This window comes from Demequina iriomotensis (assembly GCF_000971395.1).
GTDB lineage: Bacteria > Actinomycetota > Actinomycetes > Actinomycetales > Demequinaceae > Demequina > Demequina iriomotensis.
In genome coordinates this window covers 168,401-192,547 of the sequence record NZ_BBME01000013.1, presented here as the reverse complement: position 1 = coordinate 192,547, position 24,147 = coordinate 168,401, and the positions used below count along the sequence as shown (strand labels likewise).

Below are 24,147 nucleotides of genomic sequence, written 5' to 3'. Positions count from 1 at the left end.
CACCGCACGTATGGGCGCCGCGTCGGGGGATCGCATCCACCGCCGCGGCGCCCGCGTGCTGCTCGTGTCCCACGAGGGTGCCGAGCGGCGCCTGCTCATGGTGCGGGGGCACGATCCTCACGACCCGGGCCGCTACTTCTGGTTCACGCCGGGGGGCGGCCTCGAAGACGGGGAGACGATGCGCGCCGCAGCGGTCCGTGAGCTCGCCGAGGAGACGGGGCACGTCCTCCTCGCCGACGAGCTGGTCGGACCCGTGTGGAGGCGCACCGCGGTCTTCGACTTCGCGTCGAGGCCGTACACGCAGTTCGAGGAGATCTTCGTCGGGCTGCACTCCCACGCCGTGGCCCGTGCTCAGGCCGAGGCGGCGTGGACCGACATCGAGCTGGAGACCATCGACGAGGTGGCCTGGCTCACCGAGCGCGAGCTGCGCGAGGCGCCCATCGAGGTGTTCCCCGCGCCGCTGCGCGAGAGCTGGACGTGGTTCCTCGAGTGGGACGGCGTCACGCGAGACCTGGGAGAGGTGGACGAATGAGCACCGTCGGTGTGCTGGCGCTGCAAGGAGACGTGCGCGAGCACCTGGCCGCGGCCACGCGCGTGGGCGCGACCGCGGTGGGCGTGCGCCGCCTGTCCGAGCTCGAGGCCGTCGACGCGCTCATCATCCCCGGCGGGGAGTCGACCACCATCGACAAGCTGCTGCGGGCGTTCGGCCTGTTCGAGCCGCTGCGCGACCGGATCCACGCGGGGATGCCCGTGATGGGCTCGTGCGCGGGGATGATCATGCTCGCCACCGACCTGGTGGGCGGCATCCACGACCAGCAGAGCCTGGCCGCGATCCCCATGACGGTGCGACGCAACGCCTTCGGCCGCCAGGTCGACTCCGCCGAGACCGAGCTGACCTGGGAGCCGGACGGCTCGGTCATGCACGCGACGTTCATCCGAGCGCCGTGGGTCGAGTCCTGGGACCCGGCGGTCGAGGTCCTTGCCACGGTCGAGGGGCCCGAAGGCTCGCGCCACCCGGTGGCGGTGCGCCACGGCAACGCGATCGCGACCAGCTTCCACCCCGAGATCGCTGAGCCGGGCGCCGTTCACGACGACCGCGTCCACCGCCTGCTGCTCGACCTGGTCTGAGCTCCGTCGCTCTGCTCCCGCGCTCCCCGCGTTCCCCGCGTTCCCCGCGCGCTGTGAGGTGCTGACTGCCCGTTCGGGGCGATTTCGGGCACTGAGCACCTCGTAGCGCGCACGGGGCCGGCCGAGCGGGCGCCCGCTCAGCCCTCGATGCCGGGCGGCTCCTCGCCGGTGACGCCGTCGATCACGTGACGGTCACCCAGGTCGGAGTCGAGCTCCACCTCAAGGTTGTCCAGGCAGGCGTCGCCGGGGTCGCGCTTGGTCGAGGTCACCGTGATGGTCACCGTGGTGTCCGTCTCGACCACCTCGGCCACCGGGTCGCCGTTGCAGGTGTCGATGTCGACGATCTGCACGTCGCCGCCGTTCGACCAGCCCACGATCGGCACAGGTCCCCGCACCTCGGTCGGCTCGGATGCCGCGCACCCGGCGAGGACCAGCAGGGACCCGACCAGGAGAATCGCGCGCGGCAGCATCATGGCCCGACGCTAGCGCGCCCGGCCCGCCGCCGCATCGTCCTCTCTCCCACGCACTACACTGGACGGGATTCCAGACCGACATTCGACGAGGAGCACACGTGTCCGGGCATTCCAAGTGGGCGACGACCAAGCACAAGAAGGCCGCGATCGACGCCAAGCGCGGCAAGCTGTTCGCCAAGCTCATCAAGAACATCGAGGTCGCGGCGCGCACCGGCGGCGGCGACCTGGCGGGCAACCCGACCCTGTTCGACGCGGTGCAGAAGGCGAAGAAGTCGTCCGTCCCGAACGACAACATCGACCGCGCCGTCAAGCGCGGCTCGGGCCTCGAGGCCGGCGGCGCCAACTACGAGACCATCATGTACGAGGGCTACGGCCCCAACGGCGTCGCGGTCCTCATCGAGTGCCTCACGGACAACAAGAACCGCGCGGCCACCGAGGTCCGCATCGGCCTCACCCGCAACAACGGCACGCTCGCGGACCCGGGCTCGGTGTCCTACCTGTTCTCGCGCAAGGGTCAGGTGATCGTGTCCAAGGAGGGCGGCGCCACCGAGGACGCGCTCATGGAGGCCACCCTCGAGGCGGGCGCGGAGGAGATCAACGACCTCGGCGAGGTGTTCGAGATCATCTCCGAGGCGACCGACTTCGTCGCGGTCCGCACCGCGCTGCAGGAGTCCGGCATCGACTACGAGAGCGCGGAGGCCACCTTCCTCCCGTCGATGAAGATCGAGCTCGACGTCGACGGCGCCCGCAAGATGCTGCGCCTCATCGACGCCCTCGAGGACTCCGACGACGTCCAGAACGTGTGGGCGAACTTCGACGCGTCCGACGAGGTCCTCGAGGCCGCCCAGGCCTGACGGTCGACCGGCGGCGGGGGACGATGCGCATCCTGGGGGTCGACCCCGGCCTCACCAGGTGCGGCCTCGGCGTGGTCGAGTCCGGCGCGGCGCGCCGGGTGACCATGCTCGACGTCCGCGTCGCCACCTCCCCGTCCAGCCACGAGACGCCCGCGCGTCTCGCTCAGATCGCGACGGTCCTCGAGGCCATGCTCGACGAGCACCGGCCCGAGGCCGTCGCGATGGAGCGCATCTTCGCGCGCTCCGACGTGTCGACCATCATGGGCACGGCCCAGGTGTCGGGCGTCATCATGCTCGCGGCGGAACGCCGCGGCCTCCCGCTGAGCCTCTACACGCCCTCCGAGGTGAAGGCCGCCGTCACCGGCAACGGCCGCGCCGACAAGGCGCAGGTGACGTTCATGGTGACGCGCCTGCTTGGCCTCGAGGAGGCACCCCGGCCCGCGGATGCCGCGGATGCCCTCGCCATCGCGATCGCGCACGCGTGGAAGGGCGGTGCGGCCCCGACGGGCTCGGCGGCGACCACGCCCGCGCAGCGGCGGTGGGCCGAGGCGGAGAAGGCGGCGCGGCGGCGCGGTTGAGCCTCAGCGTCGCACCCATCGGCTAGCCTGTTCGCACAGGTGTTCGAAAGGGGAGGCGCGTGATCGCACAGCTCAGGGGAACCGTCGCTCATGCGGGCGCGACGGCGCTGGTCCTGGATGTCGCGGGCGTCGGGTACCGCGTCCTTGCGACGCCCGCGGCGCTCGCCGAGCTGCGCACAGGCCTCGACGCCACGCTGCACACCCACATGGTGGTGCGCGAGGACTCGATGACGCTGTTCGGCTTCCTCACGGCGGGGGAGCGCGACACCTTCGAGCAGCTCCAGAGCGTCCAGGGCGTCGGCGCGAAGCTCGCCCTCGCGATGCTCGCGGTCCATTCCCCCGAGGCGCTCGCCGGGGCCGTCGCCGCCGGCGACCAGAAGGCGCTCACCAAGGTGCCGGGCATCGGGCCCAAGGTCGCGTCGCGACTCCTGCTCGAGCTCGGCGGCAAGCTGGTCCTGCCGGACGATGCGCCGGGCGCCCCCGCGGCCGACGCACGTGGGGAGGTGGTCGAGGCCCTCGTGGGGCTCGGCTATCCCGCCAAGCAGGCGCAGGCCGCCGTCGACGCCGTCGCGGCCGAGGCGGTGACGGCGTCCGAGACGGGTGCGACCCTGAGGGCCGCGCTCAAGCACCTGGGAGGCACGCGTGGATGACGAGGCGCGCGTGGTCGACGCCGATGCCGACGCGATCGAGCGGTCGAACGAGGCGGCGCTGCGGCCGTCGAACCTCGACGAGTTCGTCGGCCAGCGCGTCGTGCGCGAGCAGCTCTCGCTCGTGCTCAACGCCGCCACCGGCCGCGGGACGCCGCCCGACCACGTGCTGCTGTCGGGACCGCCCGGGCTGGGCAAGACCACGCTGGCGATGATCATCGCCCAGGAGCTGGGCTCGACGCTGCGGCTGACCTCCGGCCCGGCGATCCAGCACGCGGGCGACCTCGCCGCGATCCTGTCCTCGCTCGACGAGGGCGACGTGCTGTTCCTCGACGAGATCCACCGCCTCGCGCGACCCGCCGAGGAGATGCTGTACCTCGCGATGGAGGACTTCCGCGTCGACGTCGTGGTGGGCAAGGGCGCGGGCGCCACGTCGATCCCGCTGAGCCTGCCGCCCTTCACCGTGGTCGGCGCGACCACGCGCGCGGGGCTGCTGCCCGCCCCGCTGCGCGACCGCTTCGGCTTCACCGGGCACCTCGACTTCTACGAGGACGACGAGCTCAAGGCCATCGTCGTGCGCTCCGCGGGACGGCTCGGCGTGTCGATCTCCCACGACGCTGCGCACGAGATCGCCTCGCGCTCGCGCGGCACGCCCCGCATCGCGAACCGCCTGCTGCGCCGGGTGCGCGACTGGGCGCAGGTGCACGGCGACGGCCGCGCGAACATGGAGGCGGCGCGCGAGGCGCTGGCGGTGTACGAGGTCGACGAGCGCGGTCTGGACCGCCTCGACCGCGCCGTCCTCAAGGCGTTGTGCACCCGCTTCGCCGGCGGCCCCGTCGGGCTGTCGACGCTCGCGGTGACCGTGGGGGAGGAGACCGAGACGGTCGAGACCGTCGCCGAGCCGTTCCTGGTCCGCGAGGGGCTCATGAGCCGCACGCCGCGGGGCCGGATCGCGACCGCCGATGCGTGGATCCACCTGGGCCTCATGCCGCCCGCGGACGCCATCGGCGGCGAGACGGGGTCGCGGCTCTTCGACTGACACGGGCGCGGCATTTCGCGACCCGGCTCGCCCACCCCTAGAATCACTCGGGGCTCAAGCGAGCCGAGACCGTGAGGAAACCTGTGGCACGTGTGAAGAACGAGGCGCGTCGTGCGCTCACCTGGCTGGGCGCGATCGTCGTCGGCCTGTATGGACTGCTGGCCGTCGGGGTCGTGACCGGAGGGGCGGCGTGGACGCCGAACCTCGCGCTCGACCTCGCGGGCGGACGTGAGATCGTCCTCACGCCCGTCCTCGCGGAGGGCAGCGACGACACCATCGATCAGGCCGATCTCGACCAGGCGGTCGACATCATCCGGCGCCGCATCGACGGCTCCGGCGTGGCCGAGGCCGAGATCAGCACGCAGGGCCAGAACATCGTGGTCGCGCTGCCCGGCAACCCGTCCGAGGAGACCGTCGCCCTGGTGACCCAGAGCGCGCAGCTGCAGTTCCGCCCCGTGCTCTACGTCGGGACCCCCGCGCCGGTCACCACGGACGAGGCGAGCGCGGAGCCCAGCGCGTCCGCGTCGGCCTCCGCCGAGGCCACCGCCGAGCCGTCGGCCGAGCCCAGCGCCTCCGAGACCGCCGAGGCGGCGGAGGACAGCTCGACCGAGACCTCCGCCGAGCCCAGCGCCTCCGCGTCCGCCTCCGCCGAGCCGAGCGCCGACGCGAGCGCCTCCGCCGACGCGACTGCCGAGCCCGCCGAGGGCACCGACGCCTCCTCGCTCGACTGGATCACCGAGGACGTCCAGGCCAAGTACGACGCGCTCGACTGCACCAAGGCCGAGAACCTCTCGGGCGTCACCCCCGGCGACCCGGCCAAGGCCGACGTGGTCTGCGACGAGACTGGCGTGGCCAAGTACATCGTCGGCCCCGTCGAGATGGACGGCACCGACGTCGCCACCGCGACCTCCGGCCCTGAGTACAACTCGCAGGGCTCGCTCACCGGCCGCTACGAGGTCCGCCTCGACCTCACCAACGAGGGCGGCGACACGTTCGCGGACATCACCGGCCGGATCAAGGACCTCGAGTCCCCGCGCGACCAGTTCGCGATGGTCCTCGACGGCGTCGTGATCTCGGCGCCCGCGGTGTCGACCACCATCACGGGTGGCCAGGCCTCGATCACCGGCTCCTTCACGCAGGAGAGCGCGGCGCAGCTCGCGAACCAGCTGAAGTTCGGCGCGCTGCCCATGACCCTCGAGGTGCAGTCGGAGCAGCAGATCTCCGCGACGCTCGGCGCCGACCAGCTCCAGAAGGGCCTCATCGCGGGCCTCATCGGCCTCGTGCTCGTGGTGATCTACTCGCTCATCCAGTACCGCGCGCTCGGCCTGGTGACCGTCGGCTCGCTCATCCTCGCGGGCGGCATCACCTACGTGCTGATCGCGTTGCTCTCGTGGACCATCGGGTACCGCCTGTCCCTCGCGGGTGTCGCGGGCCTCATCGTCGCGATCGGCGTCACGGCCGACTCGTTCATCGTCTACTTCGAGCGCGTCCGCGACGAGCTCCGCGAGGGTCGCAGCCTCCAGGCCGCGATCGACCACGGCTGGCGTCGCGCGCGCCGCACCATCCTGGCCTCGGATGCGATCAACATCCTCGCCGCCGTGGTGCTGTACATCCTCGCGGTCGGCGGCGTGCGCGGCTTCGCGTTCACGCTGGGCCTCACCACGCTCGTCGACATCCTCGTCGTCTTCATGTTCACGCACCCTGTGCTCATGCTGCTGGGCAAGATGCGGTTCTTCTCGAGCGGCCACCCGTGGTCGGGGCTCGACCCGCGCCAGCTCGGCCGCGACACGATGTACAAGGGCCGCGGTCGCATCGTCCGCACGGACCAGCCGACCCTCGCCGAGCGCAAGGCCGCGGCAGCGGCCGCCGCCACCGGTGACGACGCCAACCCCGCGGGGGAGGAGAACCGATGAAGCTCAACCTGGCGCAGTGGGGCAACAAGCTCCACTCGGGTGAGAAGACCTACCCGATCGTCCAGCAGCGCAAGCGCTGGTTCATCGTCTCGGGCGTGCTCGTCGCGCTGTCGCTGCTGCTGCTCTTCACCAAGGGCCTCAACGCGGGCATCGACTTCACGGGCGGCACCGAGTTCCGCGTCACCGACACCGCGATCACCGAGCCCGAGGAGGCTCGCGCGGTGGTCGAGGAGCTCGCGCCCGGCGAGACCGCGCGCGTGACCATCCTGGGCGAGAACGACGTCCGCATCCAGATCGGCGTGATCCCCTCGGAGACCGCGCGCGAGATCACCTCCGACCTGGCGGACGCGTACGACGTCCCCGAGGACCACGTCAGCTTCACGCAGATCGGTCCCACGTGGGGCGCGTCGGTGGGCAAGGCGGCGGTGCAGTCGCTCGTGGTCTTCCTCATCCTCGTGTCGATCGTGATGGCGCTGTACTTCCGCGCGTGGCGCATGTCGGCCGCCGCGCTCGTGGCGCTGGCGCACGACCTCATCATCACCGTGGGCGTGTACGCGGCCACCGGCATCGAGGTGACGCCGGCGTCGGTCATCGGCTTCCTCACGATCCTGGGCTACTCGCTGTACGACACGGTGGTGGTCTTCGACAAGGTCCGCGAGAACACCGCGAACCTCACGTCGCAGCACCGCTACACGTACGACGAGCTCGCGAACCTCGGTCTCAACCAGACCCTGGTCCGCTCGATCAACACGTCCGTCGTCGCGCTGCTGCCGGTGAGCGCGATCCTCTTCATCGGGTCGTTCCTGCTGGGCGCGGGCACCCTCATGGACATCTCGCTCGCGCTGTTCGTCGGCATGGCGGTCGGCACGTACTCGTCGATCTTCGTCGCGACCCCCGTCGAGGTCGCGCTGCGCGACCGCGAGGAGCGCATCGCCACGCACACCGCGAAGGTGCTCGAGCTGCGCGCGTCCGGCCAGACCGACGTCGCCATCTCGGAGGACGGCGACGTTCGCGTGGGTGCCGTCAACAAGGGCAGCCACCAGGGCGCCGCCGCGCAGCCCAAGCGGAGGAAGCGCAAGGGCTGACCCGGCCCACCCGTGCGGGGGGACGATGCGCGACCGGCCGTCGCGCATCGTCCCCCTCGGCTTTACCAGGGAGAGCATTCGCGCGGCCCGCACGCGGATAGACTGTCGGTCTACCTGCCCTGGAGGTGCGTGTGACCGAGACCCGTCCCTCGACCGGAACGCTCGGGCTCGGCTTCCTCCGGCGGGGGAGCCGCGAGGCCAGCGCGATCGACGGCGTGCTCGACACCTACCGGCGCATGTACCCGCGTGGCCGCACCGGGCTCATCGAGCGGGCGTACAAGGTCGCCGAGGAGGCGCACCGCGAGCAGAAGCGCAAGAGCGGCGAGCCGTACATCACGCACCCGATCGCGGTCGCCCAGATCATCGCCGACCTGGGGATGCCCGACTCGGTCATCGCCGCCGCGCTGCTGCACGACGTGGTGGAGGACACGGACTACCCGCTCGAGCGCATGGAGGCGGAGTTCGGCGGCGAGGTCGCGATGATCGTCGACGGCGTCACCAAGCTGGACAAGGTCAAGTACGGCGACGCCGCGCAGGCCGAGACGGTCCGCAAGATGGTGGTCGCGATGGCGAAGGACATCCGCGTCCTGCTCCTCAAGCTGTGCGACCGTCTGCACAACGCGCGCACGTGGAAGTACGTGGCGCCCGAGTCCGCTCGCAAGAAGGCGCAGGAGACGCTCGAGATCTACGCGCCGCTTGCGCACCGCATGGGTCTCAACGCGATCAAGTGGGAGCTCGAGGATCTCAGCTTCCAGACGCTGTACCCGAAGATCTACCAGGAGATCGTCGACGTGGTCACCGATCGCGCGCCGGAGCGCGAGAAGTACCTCGCCCAGGTGCGCGCCGAGATCGAGAAGGACCTGCGCGGGATGCGCATCAAGGCCGAGATCACCGGCCGCCCTAAGCACTACTACTCGGTCTATCAGAAGATGATCGTGCGCGGTCGCGACCTCAACGACATCTACGACCTGGTCGGCATCCGGATCCTGGTGGAGACGGTGCGCGACTGCTACGCGGTCCTCGGCGCGATGCATGCCCGGTACCAGCCCGTCCCGGGCCGGTTCAAGGACTACATCGCGATGCCCAAGTTCAACCTGTACCAGTCGCTCCACACCACCGTGATCGGTCCGACGGGCAAGCCGGTCGAGCTGCAGATCCGCACGTACGACATGCACCGCCGCGCCGAGTACGGCCTTGCGGCGCACTGGCGCTACAAGGAGAACGCCAAGACCGGCGAGCAGTCCCAGGGCGGCCAAGGCGACATGGGGTGGCTGCGGCAGATCGCCGACTGGCAGCAGGAGACGGCGGACCCGACCGAGTTCCTCGACAGCCTGCGCGGCGAGATCTCGCGCGCCGAGGTCTACGTGTTCACGCCGCGCGGGAAGCTGCTGTCGCTGCCGCAGGGCGCGACCCCGGTCGACTTCGCCTACGCGGTCCACACCGAGGTGGGCCACAAGACCATCGGCGCCAAGGTCAACGGCCGGCTGGTGCCGCTCGACTCCTCGCTCGAGAACGGCGACACCGTCGAGGTGCTCACCACCTCCGACGAGAACGCGCATCCCAAGCGTGACTGGCTCGAGTTCGTGCAGTCGACGCGCGCGCGCAACAAGATCCGCCAGTGGTTCACGCGCGAGCGGCGCGAGGAGTCCATCGAGACCGGACGCGACATGCTCGCGCGCGCGATCCGCCGTCAGCAGCTCCCGATGCAGCGCCTCATGTCGCGCCCGACCCTCCTCGCCCTTGCGAAGGAGATGCACTACGAGGACGTCGACTCGCTCTACGCCGCCATCGGCGAGCACAAGGAGCAGGCGGCGGACGTGGTCACCCGCATGGTCGAGGCCGTGGGCGGCCAGGAGGGCGCCGACGAGGACCTCACCGAGATCACGCGTCCCGGCCTGCCGGCCCAACGGACCTCGTCCCGGCGGGGCGACCCCGGCGTCGCGGTCCACGGCCTCACCGACGTGGTGGTCAAACTCGCGCGCTGCTGCACGCCGGTGCCGGGCGACCCGATCCAGGGCTTCGTCACCCGCGGCTCGGGCGTCTCCGTCCACCGCGCGGACTGCGAGAACCTCGCGCAGCTGCGCGCCCAGAACGAGCGCCTCATCGACGTCGAGTGGACCGGGCAGAACGCGGGCACCTTCCTGGTGCAGATCGAGGTCGAGGCGCTCGACCGCAACCGCCTGCTGTCGGACGTCACGCAGGTCCTCTCGGACCACCACGTCAACATCCTCTCGGCGAACGTATCGACCACGCGCGAGCGGGTCGCGATGTCGAGCTTCCAGTTCGAGATGGCCGATCCGTCGCACCTCGGTGCGATCCTGAGCGCCGTGCGCCGCATCGACGGGGTCTACGACGCCCGGAGGGTCACGGGCGCGAAGCGGCCGTGACCGCGTCCACCAGGGACGCGAGGCGGGGGTAGCCGTCTCCCAGGCGTGAGTCGGAGGCGAACGCGGCGCGCAGCTCGTCCGCGGTCAGGCGCCCGTCCCGCAGCGCGGCCAGGACCGCCGCGAGGGCGGGCCGGGGCGGCTCCCAGCGCAGCGCATCGACGCACGCGCGGGCCGGGGGAGCGACGCGGAGGGGGCCGATGCGGTCCGGCACGGCCGCCGTGACGCCCGAGTGGAGCGCGACGAGGCACCGGCGCGGGCGCTGCTGCCCGCGAGGCCCCACCGCGTGCCAGGTCGGCGGCGGCCGGTCCCGCCATCCGTGGACCCACAGCGCGGCGCTTCCGCTGAGCACGCTCCACCCCGGCACACGCGGCGCCGCGGCGAGCGCCCGCAGGCCGGGCGAGTCGGGGACGTCCGGCGGCCGGGCGGCGCCGTCGGCGACGGGGACCAGGGCTCCCTCGCGCACGGCGCGGGCGAAGGCGAGGGGGCCGAGGTCCGTCGCGCGCAGCAGGATCACCCGCCCAGCGTCGCCCACGCGCGCCGTCGGGGCGAGAGGGGTGTGGACGGAGTGCCCCGGATGCGCGGGAGGCCCCGTCATCGCGATCGACGACGGGGCCTCCCGGAGCACGTGAGCGCTAGAGCGCCTGGATCTGCTGGAGCCACGCCTTGCGCGCCGCCAGCGACTCCTCGAGCTTCTTGGTGGACCTGCCCGCGGCCTTGGCCTCGGCGATCTCGGCCTCGAGCGCATCGATCGCGGAGAGCAGCTGCGCCGCCGCGCCGGTGGCACGCGCCTCGAGCTCGGGGTTGCGCGAGTTCCACTCGGCGTCCTCGGCATCGCGCACGGCCTTCTCGACCGCGCCCATGCGCTTGGTGAGACGCGCGACGTCGCCGCGCGGCACCCGCCCGGCCGCCTCGAAGCGGTCCTGGATGGGACGCAGCGCGGCCTTGGTCGCCGCCAGGTCCTTGATGGGGAGGAGCGCTTCCGCCTCGACCACCGCGGCCTCCTTCGCCTCGACGTTGCCCGCCAGGGCCTCGTCCTCGGCATCGGCGGCGCCGCGGCGCGACTCGAAGAAGGCGTCCTGCGCGGCCTGGAACCGCTTCCACAGCGCATCGTCCACGCTGCGGCGTCCGCGCCCGGCGGTGCGCCACTCGTTCATGAGGTCGCGGAAGCCGCGGGCGCCACGGTCCCAGTCGGTGGTGCGCGAGAGCTCCTCGGCCTGCGCCACCAGGGTCTCCTTGCGGCCGGCGACGTCCGCGTTCGAGCGGTCGAGCTCGGCGAAGTGGTGCTTGCGCGCCTTCTCGAAGGCCGAGCGGGCGTGGGTGAAGCGCGACCACAGCGCGCGCTCGACGTCCTTGGGGATGCGCGCGCCCGAGCGCTGCGCCTCCTTCCACTGGTCGAGCAGGCCGCGCAACGTCGAGGTGTCGTTCTTCCAATGCACCTGGTCCTCGGGCTTCGCGGCGAGGGCCTCGGCGGTGACGACGATCTCCTCGCGTGCGGCCACGGCGGCCTCGCGGGCCACGCGGCGCTCCTCCTGGATGCGGGCGCGCACCTCCTCGGCCTCCGCCTTGACGGCCGCATAGCGCTCGCCGAGCGTGTCGAGGTCGCCCACCACGCTGGGCGGGGTGAGGACGGCCTCGATCGCGGCGATCGACTCGTCGATGTCCTTGGGGGCGAGCTCCGCGGAGGCGAGGCGCGCGTGGAAGCGCTCGACCGAGGCCTCCAGCTCGAAGTACGCGTGCGCGTAGGCGTGCAGCGCATCGTCGTCGGCGGCCTCGCCGACCTCGACGCGCTCCTCGGCGACGATCACGTACGCCTTGCCGTCCTCGACGAGGCCATGCGCGAGCGCCTCCTCGAAGCGCTCCTGCGGCACCTCGGAGGCGACGGGGACCGTGACCACCGTGTGCGTCGCCTGCTTGGCGACGGCGGCGGGGGAGGGGGCCTTGAACGCGCCGGGCTTGGGAGCGCGCGGCTTGGGGGCCTTCGCGGGTGCGGCGTCCGCAGCGGGGGCCGCGGGGGCGGCCTCGGCGGGCGCCTCCGGGGTCTCCTCGACCACGGTCTCGGGGGTGGGCTGGGACTCGGCCGCGGGGGCCTCGGTGTGCGGCGCCGAAGCGTCGGACGACTCGGTCATGAGACGGATACCTCGTTCACGATGACGGACTTGGCCGGGGTGCCATCGGTGTCCCCGGTGATGGTGCCTGCATTGGCAACAGAGACCACCCTATCGGTCCCCGAGGTGAGACGACCGAGCACGGTGTACCCGCCGGCCGCGTCCGAGGGGATGGTGGAGTCCTCGTAGACGATGAAGAACTGGCTCCCCATGGACTCGCCGTCGCCGCCCCTGCGGGCCATCGCGATCGTGCCGGCGGGGTAGAAGTCGTCCTCAGGAGCGTTCTCGACGGGACCGAAGGTGTAGTTCGGGCCGCCCGTCCCCGTGGCGGTCGGATCGCCGCACTGGAGCACGTAGATGCCCGCGGTGGTGAGCCGGTGGCACGACGTGCCGTCGAAGTAGCCCTCCTGCGTGAGCGCGACGAAGCTCGCGACCGCCTGCGGCGCGGCGGCGCCGTCGAGCTCCATCACCAGGTCGCCCTGGTTGGTGCTCACCGTGGCGGTCCAGGTGCGGTCCTCGGCATACGAGGGATCCGGCGGCGCGGCGGAGGCCGCCCAGCCGGTCACGGTCTCGACCTCGACGTCGTCGGAGGCGGTGGCCTCGGGCGACGCGGTGGACGATGCGGCCGGGGCGTCGTCCCGGCCGTCCTGGAGGGCGACGAGCAGGACGGCGAGCCCGCCGCCGAGGAGCAGGGTCGAGGCGACGATGAGCGACGTGAGGCGGATGACGTGCTCGCGCCGGCGGCGCTTGGCCGCGATCCGTGCCTCGTAGGCCTGCTGCTTCCTCTGCGCGGCCGCCCGCGCCTGCTTCTTGGTGGTCATCGAGCCTTCTCCGTGCGGGTGATGTGCCAGGTCAGTGTAGGTCGGGCCGATGCGGAACAATGGCGGGCATGGCACGCGTGCAACCCCTCTCCGGATTCCCCGAATGGACCCCGCAGGAGCGACTCGTCGAGGCTCATGTGATCGAGACGCTGCGCGAGGTCTTCGCGCTCCACGGCTTCGGCGAGATCGAGACGCGCGTGGTGGAGCCGGTCGAGCGGCTCGCGGGCGACTCCGACGCGTCCAAGGAGATCTACGCGATCGGGCGCCTCAACGCGGAGGAGGGCGGCGACCGCCGCGCGAAGGAGGCCAAGCTGGGCCTGCACTTCGACCTCACCGTGCCGTTCGCGCGATACGTCGAAGAGAACCAGGGGCGCCTCCAGTTCCCCTTCCGCCGGCACCAGATCCAGAAGGTGTGGCGCGGCGAGCGTCCTCAGGAGGGCCGTTTCCGCGAGTTCTACCAGGCGGACATCGACGTCGTGGGGCGTGACGCGCTGCCGGAGCACCTCGAGGCGGAGGTCGCGATCGTCATGGCGCGCGCGCTGCGCGCGCTGCCGCTCCCGCCCGCGCGCATGCACCTCAACAACCGCGGCCTGGTCGAGGGCTTCTACCGCGGCGTCGGCATCTCGGACGTCGCCGGCGCGCTGCGGAGCGTCGACAAGCTCGACAAGATCGGGCCCGAGGGCGTGCGCGAGGAGCTCCACGGCAAGGGCGTGGCCGCCACCGCCGTCGACGCGATCCTCGAGCTCGCGGCCATCCAGACTCCCGACGGGTCCTTCGTCGACCTGGTCGAGGCGCTGTGGGACCACAGCCCGATCGTCGACGATGCGGACGCGGCGCGGGCCCAGTTCGAGTCCGGCGCGCGCTCGCTCGCCGTCCTGGTCGACGCGGTCCACGCGGCCGTGCCGGAGACGGCGATCGCGGACCTGCGTATCGCGCGCGGCCTCGACTACTACACCGGTGCGGTCTACGAGACGGTGCTCGAGGGCCACGAGGATCTCGGCTCGATCTGCTCGGGCGGCCGCTACGACTCGCTCGTCGCGGGCGGCGGCTTCCCCGGCGTCGGCATGTCGATCGGCGTGAGCCGCCTGGTGAGCCGCATGCTCGGCGCCGGCCTCGCGACCGCCTCGCGGGCGGTTCCGCAGGCCGTGCTCGTGGCGGTCACCGACGAGGAGCACCGCGCCGCCTCGTCCGCGATCGCGGACCGCCTGCGCGCCCGAGGCATCGCGACCGAGGTCTCTCCGAACGCCGCCAAGTTCGGCAAGCAGATCCAGTACGCCGACCGTCGCGGGATCCCGTTCGTGTGGTTCCCCGGCGCGGGCGACGGCGCCTCGCCCGACGGCGAGGTCAAGGACATCCGCTCGGGGGAGCAGGTCGCGGCCGATGCCGACGCCTGGGCGCCCCCGACCGAGGACCTGAAGCCGCGCATCGTGCGCGGCTAGACTGAGACCCGCTCTTCACAACCCCGCGCTACCCGCGCGTCAGAAAGGCTTCACCTTGCTCCGCACGCATCTCGCTGGAAACCTGCGCGCCGCCGACGCCGGCGCCACCGTCACCCTCGCCGGCTGGGTGGGCCGCCGTCGCGATCACGGCGGCGTCGCGTTCATCGACCTGCGTGACGCCTCGGGCCTCGCGCAGATCGTCATCCGCGAGGAGGTCGCGCACGCGCTGCGCACCGAGTACGTCATCCAGGTCACGGGCGAGGTGCGCCTGCGCCCCGAGGGATCGGCCAACCCGAACATGCCGTCGGGCGAGATCGAGGTGTCCGTCACGGATGTGACCATCCTGAACGAGTCGGCGCCCACGCCCTTCCCGATCGACGAGCACGTCACGGTCGGCGAGGAGGCGCGCCTCAAGCACCGCTACCTCGACCTGCGCCGCCCGCAGCCGCGCGCGAACATCGTGCTCCGCTCCGAGGTGAACAAGGCCGCGCGCCGCGTGCTCGAGCGCCACGACTTCCTCGAGATCGAGACGCCTACCCTCACGCGCTCCACCCCCGAGGGTGCGCGCGACTTCCTGGTGCCCGCGCGCCTGTCGCCCGGCTCCTGGTATGCCCTCCCGCAGTCGCCGCAGCTCTTCAAGCAGCTGCTCATGGTGTCGGGCATGGAGCGCTACTACCAGATCGCGCGCTGCTACCGCGATGAGGACTTCCGCGCCGACCGCCAGCCCGAGTTCACGCAGCTCGACATCGAGATGAGCTTCGTCGATCAGGACGACGTGATCGCGCTGGGCGAGGAGCTCGTGCGCGAGCTCTGGTCGCTCATCGGCTACGAGGTCTCGCTGCCCATCCCGCGCCTCACGTACAACGACGCGATGGCGCGCTTCGGCTCGGACAAGCCCGACCTGCGCTTCGGCCTCGAGCTCACCGAGCTCACGGCGTACTTCGCCTCGACGCCGTTCCGGGTCTTCCAGGCCGAGTACGTCGGCGCCGTGGTGATGCCCGGCGGCGCGTCGCAGCCGCGCAAGACGCTCGACGCGTGGCAGGAGTGGGCCAAGCAGCGTGGCGCCAAGGGCCTCGCCTATGTCCTCGTCCAGGAGGACGGGACGCTCGGCGGCCCCGTCGCCAAGAACCTCTCCGAGGCGGAGCTCGCCGGCCTCGCGGCCGAGGTGGGCGCCGAGCCGGGCGACTGCATCTTCTTCGCCGCCGGTAGGACCGGGGCCTCGCGCGCCCTGCTCGGCGCGGCCCGCAACGAGATCGCGCGCCGCGTGGGTCTCATCGACGAGGACCGCTTCGAGTTCTGCTGGGTGGTCGACGCGCCGCTGTTCAAGCCGGTCGACCTCGACGACGACGACGTGGCGCTCGGCCACTCGGCCTGGACCGCGGTGCACCACGCCTTCACCAGCCCCAAGCCCGAGTTCATGGACACGTTCGACACGGACCCGGGCCCGGCGCTCGCCTACGCGTACGACATCGTCTGCAACGGCAACGAGATCGGCGGCGGCTCGATCCGTATCCACCGCCAGGACGTCCAGAAGCGCGTCTTCGATGTCATGGGCATCGGCGAGGAGGAGGCGCAGGAGAAGTTCGGCTTCCTGCTCGACGCGTTCCAGTTCGGCGCCCCGCCGCACGGCGGTATCGCGCTCGGCTGGGACCGTGTCACCGCGCTGCTGGCCAAGGCCGACTCGATCCGCGACGTCATCGCGTTCCCCAAGTCCGGGGGCGGCTACGACCCGCTCACCCAGGCTCCGGCTCCGATCACGCCGGAGCAGCGCTCCGAGGCCGGCGTCGACTTCGTGCCGGAGCCCGAGGAGGGCGAGGAGGCGTAGGCCTCGTCCGACGTCCGCGAGGGCGGGATCCCGTTCGGGGTCCCGCCCTCGCGGCGTCTAGGCGCGCTGCGAGGTGCTGGCTGCCCGATCCGGGCCCTCGTGGGCACTGAGGACCTCCGGAGGCGCCGCGGCGGGCGCGCGCGAGGCCCAGAGCACGCCGCCCACCACGAGCACTCCTCCGGCGAGCTCGCCCCACCCGGGCGCCTCGCCCAGCACCAGCCAGGCCGTGACGATGCCCACGACGGGCACGAGCATCGAGAACGGCGCGACCGCACCGGCCGGGTGGCGGGCCATGAGCCACACCCAGATCCCCGAGCCCAGCAGCGTGCCGAGGAGCACGGTGTAGGCGAGCCCGATCCACGCGGGCACGGCCGCGGCGGAGAGCGAGGTCGCGAGGGACTCGCCGATGCGGGCGGGACCCTCGACCGCGAGCGACAGCGCGAGCATCGGCAGGGGCGGCACCACCGACATCCACAGCACCAGGTGAAGCGGCTTGTCGGCGCGGGCCTGGCGCGATGCGAGGTTGCCGAACGCCCACCCGAGGGCGCCGAGGAGCACCAGCAGGAACGGCCCGATGGGTGCCGATGTGCCGTAGCTCGCCCCCACGACCACGAGGCCGACGACCGCGACCGCGACGCCGAGGAGGCGCCGTGCTCCCAGCCGCTCCCGGAGCAGCAGGGCGCCGAGCACCACGGTGAACGGCGCGGAGGCCTGCAGCACCAGGGACGCGAGGCCGGTGGGGAAGCCGGCGTTCATGCCGAGGTAGAGGAAGAGGAACTGGAGCGTTCCGAAGCCGAGCCCGTATCCCAGCAGCCAGCGCACCGGCACGCGCGGACGCGGCACCAGCACCACCGTCGGGATCGCGATGAGCGCGAAACGGAGCGCCACCAGGAACAGCGGCGGGAACTGCGTGAGGGATGCGTGGATCGCGACGAAGTTGAGGCCCCACAGGACCGCGACCACGACGGCGAGCGCAAGGTGACGGGCAGGCATGCCGCCAGCGTGGCATCGTCCCTCCATGAAGCACCAGCGCACAGTTCTGAAGCGACCATGTAGGTTGCCTTCATGGAGATCAGGCACCTCGAGCTGCTGCGCGACCTGCGGGAGCGCGGCACGCTCGGCGCCGTGGCCGCGGCGACCTACCGCACGCCGTCGGCGCTGTCCCAGCAGCTGCGGACGGCGGAGCGGGAGCTGGGGGTCGCGCTCGTCGAGCCGGTGTCGCGCGGCCTGCGGCTGACGTGGGCGGGCGAGGTGCTGGCCGACGGGGCGGACGATGTGCTGGCCGCCCTGGCGCGCGTGCAGTCCGCCCTCGACGCGGGCCGGGGAGAGCCGGCCGGGACGGTGCGCATCGGCACCCTTCCGAGCGCGGGCGCGGCCCTCATGCCGGGCCTGCTCTCGCGGCTCGCGGGGACCCGCCTCAGCATCGTCCTCGAGGACTTCGACCTGGCCGAGGCCGAGTACGCGGCGCGCACCCTCGACCACGATCTGGTGATCGCCCACAGCCTGAGCGCGGACGTGCCCGCGGGCGCCGAGGGCCTGTTCTCGCGCGTGGTCGCGCGCGAGCCCATCGACGTCGCGGTGCCGACGGGCCATCCGCTCGCCGGCGCAGCGGTCCTGCGCCCGGAGGACGTGGTCGGCGATCCGTGGATCGCCGTGCCGCGGGGCTTCCCGTTCGCGACGATTCTGGAGCGCCTCGAGGCGGCGACGGGGGCCACCCTGGAGAGGATCGTCGAGATCCGCGACAACCGGCTGGTCGAGTCGCTGGTCGCCCAGGGCGCGGGGCTCGCGCTGCTGCCGCGCTTCTCGACCCCGCCGAGCGGCGCGTACCGGCTCATCCCGCTCGCGGGCGTGCGGGCGACGCGCGCGATCGTCGCGCTCGGCCGACGGGACCGGGTCGCGCGCCACGCGGTGGGCGCGGTGCTCGACCAGCTTGCGGCGGTGGGGGAGTTGCTCGGCTGATCCGCGACCACCTGTCGCTTAGTGCCGGAGCCCGAGCCGCTCGTGGAGCCTCCGCAGCGGCGCGGGTGCCCACCAGTTCCAGTCGCCTAGGAGCGTCATGGTCGCGGGGACCAGGAACAGACGGACGATGGTCGCGTCGAGGAGCACGGCGACCGCGAGGCCCACCCCGACGGCCTTGATCATGAGCAGGTCGCCGAGGGCGAAGCCGAGGAACACCAGGACGATCACGGCAGCCGCCGAGGTGATGATGCGCCCCGAGCGCTGCAGCCCCTTGCGCACGGCGGCGTCGTTCGGCTCCCCGGCGTCGACGTACTCCTTCACGCGGGACAGCAGGAACACCTCGTAGTCCATCGCGAGCCCGAAGCCGAACGCCACGATGATGACGGCGACGAAGGTGTCGACCCCGCCGGTCGAGGTGTAGCCGAGCGCGCCCTCGAGATGCCCCTCGCCGAACACCCACGTCACCACGCCGAGCGTCGCGAGCAGCGACAGCGCGTTGATGAGGAGGGTCTTCACGGGCACGAGGAGCGAGCCCGTCATGAGGAAGAGGATGACGAACGTCGCGAGCGCCACCACGCCGCCCCCGATGAGCGCTCCGCGGGAGATCGCGTCGATGAAGTCGACCTGACCGGCCGCTGCGCCGCCCACGTGGAGCTCCACCGGCGCCTCGAGCTCCCGGATGTCGCGCACCGCCGTCATCGCTTCGGCGCCCTTGGGATCCAACGCCTCGAGCCGCACCCCGACGAAGGTCTCGCCGCCCTGGACGCTCGGCGCGTCGACCGCCGTGACGCCGTCCACCTCGCCCACCGCGTCGAGGTACCCGTCGAGATTCCCGGGCGCCGCCGTCGTGTGGATCCAGATGGCGGGCTCGGCGAGTCCGGGGAAGCCCTCCCGGAACGCGTCGTAGTAGTCGCGCCTCTCGTTGCCGACGGGCAGCGCCTCGATGTCGGAGTCGCGCAGCGACAGGTGCAGCACGGGCGATGCGAGCGCGAGCAGCAGCGCCGCGGCGCCGAGCACCACGAGCCAGGGCCGACGCTGGCCCCAGGCGGCGAGGCGCGAGAACGCGCCCTCCTCCGTGTCGACGTTCGAGGTCGCCGCCAGCACGCGGCGGATGCCGGGCACGTGTGCGAGCACGCCCGGTGCCGCGACCCGGGGCGCGAGCAGGTAGAGCACGGCAGGCACGATGGTCAGCGCGGCGATCATGGCGGTGGACACCACGCCCAGCCCCGCGCCGCCGAAGCCCTTCATCATCTCCGGGTCGAACAGCACGAGCCCGCCCACCGAGATCGCCACCACCAGCCCCGAGAAGGCGACGGTGCGACCTGCCGTGGCCATGGTCGCCACGATGGCCTCGTCGCGCGCCTCGCGAGGATCGCCGCCGCGCCGGTGCATCTCCTCGCGGAAGCGCGACACGATGAGCAGGCCGTAGTCGATCGACAGGCCGATGCCCAGCACCGTCACCACGTTGACGGCGCTCTGGTCGAGGTCGAGAAGGTAGGAGAAGCCGTACAGGACGGCGAGCCCGCCCGCGATCGACGCGACCGCGCCCGTGAGCGGCGTCGCGGCCGCGAGGAAGCCGCCGAACACGAAGACCATCACCACCATCGCGGCCGGCAGCGCGATGAGCTCGCCGGTCACCAGGTCCTCCTCGAGCTGCGTGGTGAAGTCGTCGAACAGCAGGGGGTTCGAGTACGTCGCGACGTGCGCCTCCGCTTGGCTGGTGCGCAGCCCGGCGATCGCATCCTCGACGATGCGCGCGACCTCCTCGTGCGTCGCGAGCGGGTCCTCGTCGCCGAAGGACTCGAAGCGCGTCTCGATGAGGAATCCGGTCCCGGTCGCGTCGACGAGAGCGGCGGCGAGATCCTCGTCGGTACCGGCGCCGAAGGGCGTGACCACCGCCGTCACGTGGGGCAGCGCGGCGATGTCCTCCGCGGCCTCGTCGGCCGCGCGGGCGACGTCCGGCGACGCCACGTCGACCCCCTGGACGTAGGACGTGACCGAGGCCCCCGCCGAGTCGTCGCCGGTCCGGTCGAAGGCCTGGTAGACCTGCCAGGAGTCCGAACCCTGGACCAGCGGCGGGCCCGTGGTGACGCGCGCGAACAGGCCCTCGCCGCCGACGCCGACGGTGGCCAGCGCGTAGAAGGCGAGCGTCCCGAGGACGGCGAGCAGCACCACCATGCGTGGGGCCCGGGCGATGAGGCCCCCCACCCGTGCGAACGGACCCATGCGCTCAGGCTACGGGCGCCGACGACGCTTCGGCCTTTCGAAAACGTTTGTTACTCTGCTCGCGTTCGCGGCAGGCGCGGCGCGGCGAGGGGTCGCGCCGATCACGTCTCGCGGACCGACCGAGACCGAGTCGACCACCTTCTGAGGGCCAACCCGACGATCGGAGATCCCCGATGACCATCACCACCACCCGCGCCCGATCGGCGCGCGCCATCGCCGCCGTGCTCGCCACGGCCGCCGCGGTGGCCGTGACCGTGCCCGCCGGCGCCGCCACGACCGCCACCACCGCATCGTCCACCGCCGCCGCGGTGTCGACGGTGCAGACCGCCGTGCCCACGGCCCTCCAGCCGTCCGACGTCCGCGGCGGCACCAAGCTCTGGGTGACCGGCAAGCGCCTCAAGCTGCGCGAGCGTGCGACCAACGACAGCGCGATCGCCGTCGTGGGCTACACGGGAGCGCGCGCCGTCGCCACCGGCAAGAAGAAGGGCGGCTGGGTCCAGGTGAAGATGGCGGGCATCACCGCCTGGGCGCCCGCGCGCTTCTTCGCGACGTCGAAGCCGAGCGTCGACACCATCGTCGTGGGGACCACCGGCAAGAACCTTGGCGTCCGCAAGGGCGACTCCAACTCCACGGCCGTCGTGACGTACGCCAAGCGCGGCACCACCGGCACGTTCACGGGCGTCGAGGCGCATGGCTGGTGGCAGGTCAAGATCAACGGCGTCTACGGCTGGACCCCGGAGCGGTTCCTCAACGTGGGCGGCTACTACGATCGCGAGAAGCTCCTCAAGCTCGAGCACTCGCAGGTGGGTTACCGCGAGCCGTCCTGGCGCACCAACAAGTTCAACGCGTGGATCGACGGCCACTACGCCTGGTGCCACGTGTTCGTCGAGTGGTCGTTCGCGCATGCCGGCTACGCCTCGGGCGTGCCCTACCGCAAGCACTTCGACAAGTACGTCGAGGACCTGCGCCGCGCGGGCGTGCTCGACACCACGCCCACGGCCTCCGACCTCAAGCGCGGCGACGTGGTGCTCGTCGACTGGTACCCGTACGACGGCCCGACCCACACCGGCACCATCGATCACGTCGACGGCAACACCGTGTGGCTGGTCGAAGGCAACACCGTCTCCGGCACGGGCTCGCTCACGCGCGGCGTCTGGTACCGCCAGCGTGCGCTGGCCGACATCTACGCGGTCTACGACCCGACGGACTACGCCCGGGCGACCATGCAGTGGTAAGCGACCGCCTACGCTGACCTGCATGGATCTGTTCGACGCGGCGCGCACCGATGCCTCGGGGGTGCCCGAGACGCTCGGCAACGCCCCGCTCGCCGTCCGCATGCGGCCGCGGGCCCTCGAGGAGGTGGTGGGCCAGTCCCACCTCCTCACCGAGGGCTCGCCGCTGCGTCGGCTCATCGGCGAGGACGCCGCGGCCACCTCGGTGGTGCTGTGGGGACCGCCCGGCACGGGCAAGACCACGCTCGCGTACCTGGTCGCGGGCAACCGCCGCTTCGTCGAGCTCTCGGCGGTCACGGCCGGCGTCAAGGACGTGCGGGCTGTGGTCGACGACTCGAAGCGGCGCATCGCGACGGGGGAGCGGGAGACCGTCCTCTTCATCGACGAGATCCACCGTTTCACGCGCAGCCAGCAGGACGCCCTGCTGCCCGCGGTCGAGAACCGCTGGGTGACTCTGATCGGCGCGACCACCGAGAACCCGTCGTTCTCCGTGGTCGGCCCGCTGCTGTCGCGGTCGCTGCTGCTGGTGCTCCAGCCGCTCGCGTCGGCCGACATCGCCGCGCTCCTGGCGAGGGCGGTGGACGATGCGCGGGGGCTCGGCGGGCGCGTGACGCTCGAGGCGCAAGCCCGGGACCACATCCTGCGGGTCGCGGGGGCGGACGCCCGCAAGGCGCTCACGCTGCTCGAGTCGATCGCCGACTCGGCCGGCCCGGGCGGGGTCATCACCGCCGAGCTCGCCGAGGCGACCATGGACGCCGCGCTGGTCGCGTACGACAAGTCGGGGGACCAGCACTACGACGTCATCAGCGCGTTCATCAAGTCGGTCCGCGGCTCGGATGTGGACGCCGCGCTTCACTATCTGGCGCGCATGGTGGTGGCGGGGGAGGACCCTCGCTTCATCGCGCGCCGGTTGGTGATCCTCGCGGCCGAGGACATCGGCATGGCGGATCCGCAGGGACTCGTGATCGCCCAGGCCGCCGCAGAGGCGGTGAGCTTCATCGGGATGCCCGAGGGGCGCATCGTCCTGGCGGAGGCCACCACGTATCTCGCGAGCGCGCCCAAGTCGAACCGCTCGTACCGCGCGATCGACGCCGCGATCGCGGACGTCCGCGCGGGTAAGGCGGGCGTGGTGCCCGAGCACCTGCGCGACGCGCACTACGCGGGGGCCGAGCGCATCGGCCACGGCCAGGACTACATCTACGCCCACGACGCGCCGCACGGGGTCGCCGCGCAGGAGTACCTCCCGGAGACCCTGCGAGGCGCGCGCTACTACTCGCCGACCGAGCACGGCTACGAGCGCACGCTCACGGAGCGCCTGCGGACCATCCGCGGGATGCTCGGCAGGGATCAGTAGCCCTCGGGCTTGGAGTCCTTGCCGTCGAGCCACAGGTGGTCCTTCGGGTCGGCATGAGTGCCGCCGGAGCCCACGTGCTTGTCGGAGATCTGGGGCCCCTTGGTGATGACGTGCACCATGGCCATCCCGTGCCCCCGACCGAGGCCGTAGTCCGCCTGGAGCCACTCGAGGATGGGCGTCGCCTTGGTGCCGGGGCCGAACCCTCGCTCGGTGGCGAGGTCGATCAGCTGGCGCGGGGTGAGGCCGGTCTTGGTCTCGACAGCGTCGAGGTACGCCTGGAAGGACATGGGACGATTGTAGGGACGCGTGTCGCGTTCTGCCGGGAACGGCTCCGCCCTGGTATAGTTGTTCAGCCCTCGCGGACGGTTGGCTGCTGTCGCCGCGAACTCAGCACACATCGATCATTTCCTGATGCGCATCCGCGCGCGTCTGGAGCTGTGAAGGAAATCATGACCTCTGTTCAGAAGGCACGTCGCCAGGTCCGCCTGTCGCGCAGCCTCGGGATCGCCCTGACCCCGAAGGCCGTCAAGCACTTCGAGAAGCGCCCGTACCCCCCGGGCGAGCACGGCCGCACCGCCCGCCGCAAGGAGAGCGACTACGCCGTGCGTCTGCGCGAGAAGCAGCGTCTTCGCGCGCAGTACGGCCTTCGCGAGAAGCAGATGACCTCGACCTACGCCGAGGCCAAGAAGGAGACCGGTCTGACCGGTGAGAACTTCGTCGAGCTTCTCGAGATGCGTCTCGACGCCCTGGTGCTCCGTGCCGGCTTCGCCCGCACGATCCTCCAGGCCCGTCAGTCGGTCCTGCACCGCCACATCCTCGTGGACGGCAAGATCGTCGACCGTCCCTCGTTCCGCGTGAAGCCGGGCCAGACCATCCAGGTCAAGCCCAAGGCCGTCACCATGGAGCCCTACATGGCCGCCGCCGCCGGTGCTCACCGCGACGTGCTGCCCCAGGTGCCCGAGTACCTCAACGTCACGCTTGAGAAGCTCACCGCGACGCTGGTCCGCCGCCCGAAGCGCGCCGAGGTCCCCGTGACCTGCGACGTGCAGCTGGTCGTCGAGTACTACGCTCGCTAAAGCGCA

The 24,147-nt window shown here is 71.8% G+C and carries 22 protein-coding genes; 15 read left to right on the top strand and 7 right to left on the bottom strand.

Going from position 1 to position 24,147, the window contains the following annotated elements; genetic code table 11:
- The first annotated feature begins 10 nt into the window (after window positions 1–10).
- Together AOM09_RS08835 and pdxT are read left to right on the top strand one after the other, a co-directional pair.
- Window positions 11–532: an NUDIX hydrolase gene (locus tag AOM09_RS08835; RefSeq protein WP_062386974.1), complete on the top strand. Its 522-nt coding sequence runs from the start codon at window positions 11–13 to the stop codon at window positions 530–532.
- Entirely contained in the window at window positions 529–1,128 is a 600-nt protein-coding gene (gene pdxT / locus AOM09_RS08830; protein ID WP_062386971.1) for a pyridoxal 5'-phosphate synthase glutaminase subunit PdxT, read from the top strand. The genes AOM09_RS08835 and pdxT overlap by 4 nt, the downstream gene beginning before the upstream one ends.
- Window positions 1,129–1,265: 137 nt before the next feature.
- Here pdxT and AOM09_RS08825 read toward each other — a convergent pair whose 3' ends face one another.
- On the bottom strand, window positions 1,266–1,601 hold the full coding sequence (locus AOM09_RS08825; RefSeq protein WP_062386968.1) for a hypothetical protein: 336 nt from the start codon (window positions 1,599–1,601) through the stop codon (window positions 1,266–1,268).
- A 98-nt stretch (window positions 1,602–1,699) separates the two neighbouring features.
- Here AOM09_RS08825 and AOM09_RS08820 point away from each other — a divergent pair, with 98 nt between their 5' ends.
- The 7 genes from AOM09_RS08820 (at window position 1,700) to AOM09_RS08790 (ending at window position 10,104) form a co-directional block, all read left to right on the top strand.
- Entirely contained in the window at window positions 1,700–2,455 is a 756-nt protein-coding gene (locus AOM09_RS08820; RefSeq protein ID WP_062386966.1) for a YebC/PmpR family DNA-binding transcriptional regulator, read from the top strand.
- A gap of 23 nt (window positions 2,456–2,478) precedes the next feature.
- Window positions 2,479–3,033 (top strand): crossover junction endodeoxyribonuclease RuvC, encoded by a 555-nt coding sequence (ruvC, locus tag AOM09_RS08815; protein ID WP_062386963.1) that lies wholly within the window; start codon window positions 2,479–2,481, stop codon window positions 3,031–3,033.
- Window positions 3,034–3,092: 59 nt separating this feature from the next.
- Window positions 3,093–3,683: a Holliday junction branch migration protein RuvA gene (gene ruvA, locus AOM09_RS08810; RefSeq protein ID WP_062386960.1), complete on the top strand. Its 591-nt coding sequence runs from the start codon at window positions 3,093–3,095 to the stop codon at window positions 3,681–3,683.
- A complete protein-coding gene (ruvB, locus tag AOM09_RS08805) occupies window positions 3,676–4,719 on the top strand; it encodes a Holliday junction branch migration DNA helicase RuvB (protein WP_062386957.1) in 1,044 nt (347 codons plus the stop codon). The genes ruvA and ruvB overlap by 8 nt, the downstream gene beginning before the upstream one ends.
- An 83-nt stretch (window positions 4,720–4,802) precedes the next feature.
- Window positions 4,803–6,632, top strand: a complete 1,830-nt coding sequence (gene secD, locus AOM09_RS08800; RefSeq protein ID WP_062386954.1) for a protein translocase subunit SecD — start codon at window positions 4,803–4,805, stop codon at window positions 6,630–6,632.
- Complete coding sequence (gene secF / locus AOM09_RS08795; RefSeq protein WP_062386951.1) at window positions 6,629–7,717, top strand: protein translocase subunit SecF; 1,089 nt, start codon at window positions 6,629–6,631, stop codon at window positions 7,715–7,717. Before secD ends, secF begins: the two co-directional genes overlap by 4 nt.
- A gap of 131 nt (window positions 7,718–7,848) precedes the next feature.
- Window positions 7,849–10,104 (top strand): RelA/SpoT family protein, encoded by a 2,256-nt coding sequence (locus AOM09_RS08790; protein WP_228375097.1) that lies wholly within the window; start codon window positions 7,849–7,851, stop codon window positions 10,102–10,104.
- Here the strand turns inward: AOM09_RS08790 and AOM09_RS08785 are convergent.
- From AOM09_RS08785 to AOM09_RS08775, 3 genes are all read right to left on the bottom strand, one after another.
- Window positions 10,082–10,618 carry a hypothetical protein gene (locus AOM09_RS08785; RefSeq protein ID WP_156162308.1) on the bottom strand — a complete coding sequence of 179 codons (537 nt, stop codon included), beginning with the start codon at window positions 10,616–10,618 and terminating at the stop codon, window positions 10,082–10,084. The two genes, AOM09_RS08790 and AOM09_RS08785, sit on opposite strands and share 23 nt — an antisense overlap.
- A gap of 118 nt (window positions 10,619–10,736) precedes the next feature.
- Window positions 10,737–12,230 carry a DUF349 domain-containing protein gene (locus AOM09_RS08780; RefSeq protein WP_062386943.1) on the bottom strand — a complete coding sequence of 498 codons (1,494 nt, stop codon included), beginning with the start codon at window positions 12,228–12,230 and terminating at the stop codon, window positions 10,737–10,739.
- A complete protein-coding gene (locus tag AOM09_RS08775; RefSeq protein ID WP_062386939.1) occupies window positions 12,227–13,030 on the bottom strand; it encodes a peptidylprolyl isomerase in 804 nt (267 codons plus the stop codon). The genes AOM09_RS08780 and AOM09_RS08775 overlap by 4 nt, the downstream gene beginning before the upstream one ends.
- Window positions 13,031–13,098: 68 nt before the next feature.
- On the opposite strand from AOM09_RS08775, the gene hisS reads away from it, so the two are divergent.
- Window positions 13,099–14,469, top strand: coding sequence for a histidine--tRNA ligase (gene hisS, locus AOM09_RS08770; protein WP_062387053.1), 1,371 nt, complete (start codon window positions 13,099–13,101; stop codon window positions 14,467–14,469).
- Window positions 14,470–14,524: 55 nt separating this feature from the next.
- Complete coding sequence (aspS, locus tag AOM09_RS08765) at window positions 14,525–16,294, top strand: aspartate--tRNA ligase (protein WP_062386936.1); 1,770 nt, start codon at window positions 14,525–14,527, stop codon at window positions 16,292–16,294.
- 57 nt (window positions 16,295–16,351) lie between these two features.
- Here aspS and AOM09_RS08760 read toward each other — a convergent pair whose 3' ends face one another.
- Entirely contained in the window at window positions 16,352–17,287 is a 936-nt protein-coding gene (locus AOM09_RS08760) for an EamA family transporter (RefSeq protein WP_082098977.1), read from the bottom strand.
- A gap of 72 nt (window positions 17,288–17,359) precedes the next feature.
- Here AOM09_RS08760 and AOM09_RS08755 point away from each other — a divergent pair, with 72 nt between their 5' ends.
- On the top strand, window positions 17,360–18,253 hold the full coding sequence (locus AOM09_RS08755; protein ID WP_062386933.1) for a LysR family transcriptional regulator: 894 nt from the start codon (window positions 17,360–17,362) through the stop codon (window positions 18,251–18,253).
- A gap of 18 nt (window positions 18,254–18,271) precedes the next feature.
- Here the strand turns inward: AOM09_RS08755 and AOM09_RS08750 are convergent, their stop codons facing one another.
- Window positions 18,272–20,479, bottom strand: a complete 2,208-nt coding sequence (locus AOM09_RS08750; protein WP_062386930.1) for an MMPL family transporter — start codon at window positions 20,477–20,479, stop codon at window positions 18,272–18,274.
- A 173-nt stretch (window positions 20,480–20,652) separates the two neighbouring features.
- Between AOM09_RS08750 and AOM09_RS08745 the strand changes: the two genes are divergently transcribed.
- Complete coding sequence (locus tag AOM09_RS08745; protein ID WP_062386927.1) at window positions 20,653–21,714, top strand: SH3 domain-containing protein; 1,062 nt, start codon at window positions 20,653–20,655, stop codon at window positions 21,712–21,714.
- A 22-nt stretch (window positions 21,715–21,736) separates the two neighbouring features.
- Entirely contained in the window at window positions 21,737–23,065 is a 1,329-nt protein-coding gene (locus AOM09_RS08740) for a replication-associated recombination protein A (protein ID WP_062386924.1), read from the top strand.
- Here AOM09_RS08740 and AOM09_RS08735 read toward each other — a convergent pair.
- Window positions 23,059–23,352, bottom strand: a complete 294-nt coding sequence (locus tag AOM09_RS08735; RefSeq protein ID WP_062386922.1) for a DUF4287 domain-containing protein — start codon at window positions 23,350–23,352, stop codon at window positions 23,059–23,061. The genes AOM09_RS08740 and AOM09_RS08735 overlap by 7 nt on opposite strands.
- 162 nt (window positions 23,353–23,514) lie before the next feature.
- Between AOM09_RS08735 and rpsD the strand changes: the two genes are divergently transcribed.
- Window positions 23,515–24,141 (top strand): 30S ribosomal protein S4, encoded by a 627-nt coding sequence (gene rpsD, locus AOM09_RS08730; RefSeq protein ID WP_042212070.1) that lies wholly within the window; start codon window positions 23,515–23,517, stop codon window positions 24,139–24,141.
- Window positions 24,142–24,147 lie beyond the last annotated feature (6 nt).

Bases quoted from the DNA above. Each gene is read 5' to 3' on its own strand.
- AOM09_RS08760 (WP_082098977.1), bottom strand. From the start codon at position 17,287: ATGCCTGCCCGTCACCTTGCGCTCGCCGTCGTGGTCGCGGTCCTGTGG.
- AOM09_RS08825 (WP_062386968.1), bottom strand. From the start codon at position 1,601: ATGATGCTGCCGCGCGCGATTCTCCTGGTCGGGTCCCTGCTGGTCCTC.
- AOM09_RS08745 (WP_062386927.1), top strand. From the start codon at position 20,653: ATGACCATCACCACCACCCGCGCCCGATCGGCGCGCGCCATCGCCGCC.
- AOM09_RS08780 (WP_062386943.1), bottom strand. From the start codon at position 12,230: ATGACCGAGTCGTCCGACGCTTCGGCGCCGCACACCGAGGCCCCCGCG.
- hisS (WP_062387053.1), top strand. From the start codon at position 13,099: ATGGCACGCGTGCAACCCCTCTCCGGATTCCCCGAATGGACCCCGCAG.
- AOM09_RS08835 (WP_062386974.1), top strand. From the start codon at position 11: ATGGGCGCCGCGTCGGGGGATCGCATCCACCGCCGCGGCGCCCGCGTG.
- rpsD (WP_042212070.1), top strand. From the start codon at position 23,515: ATGACCTCTGTTCAGAAGGCACGTCGCCAGGTCCGCCTGTCGCGCAGC.
- AOM09_RS08735 (WP_062386922.1), bottom strand. From the start codon at position 23,352: ATGTCCTTCCAGGCGTACCTCGACGCTGTCGAGACCAAGACCGGCCTC.
- AOM09_RS08755 (WP_062386933.1), top strand. From the start codon at position 17,360: ATGGAGATCAGGCACCTCGAGCTGCTGCGCGACCTGCGGGAGCGCGGC.
- AOM09_RS08750 (WP_062386930.1), bottom strand. From the start codon at position 20,479: ATGGGTCCGTTCGCACGGGTGGGGGGCCTCATCGCCCGGGCCCCACGC.
- secF (WP_062386951.1), top strand. From the start codon at position 6,629: ATGAAGCTCAACCTGGCGCAGTGGGGCAACAAGCTCCACTCGGGTGAG.
- pdxT (WP_062386971.1), top strand. From the start codon at position 529: ATGAGCACCGTCGGTGTGCTGGCGCTGCAAGGAGACGTGCGCGAGCAC.
- AOM09_RS08775 (WP_062386939.1), bottom strand. From the start codon at position 13,030: ATGACCACCAAGAAGCAGGCGCGGGCGGCCGCGCAGAGGAAGCAGCAG.
- ruvC (WP_062386963.1), top strand. From the start codon at position 2,479: ATGCGCATCCTGGGGGTCGACCCCGGCCTCACCAGGTGCGGCCTCGGC.
- AOM09_RS08740 (WP_062386924.1), top strand. From the start codon at position 21,737: ATGGATCTGTTCGACGCGGCGCGCACCGATGCCTCGGGGGTGCCCGAG.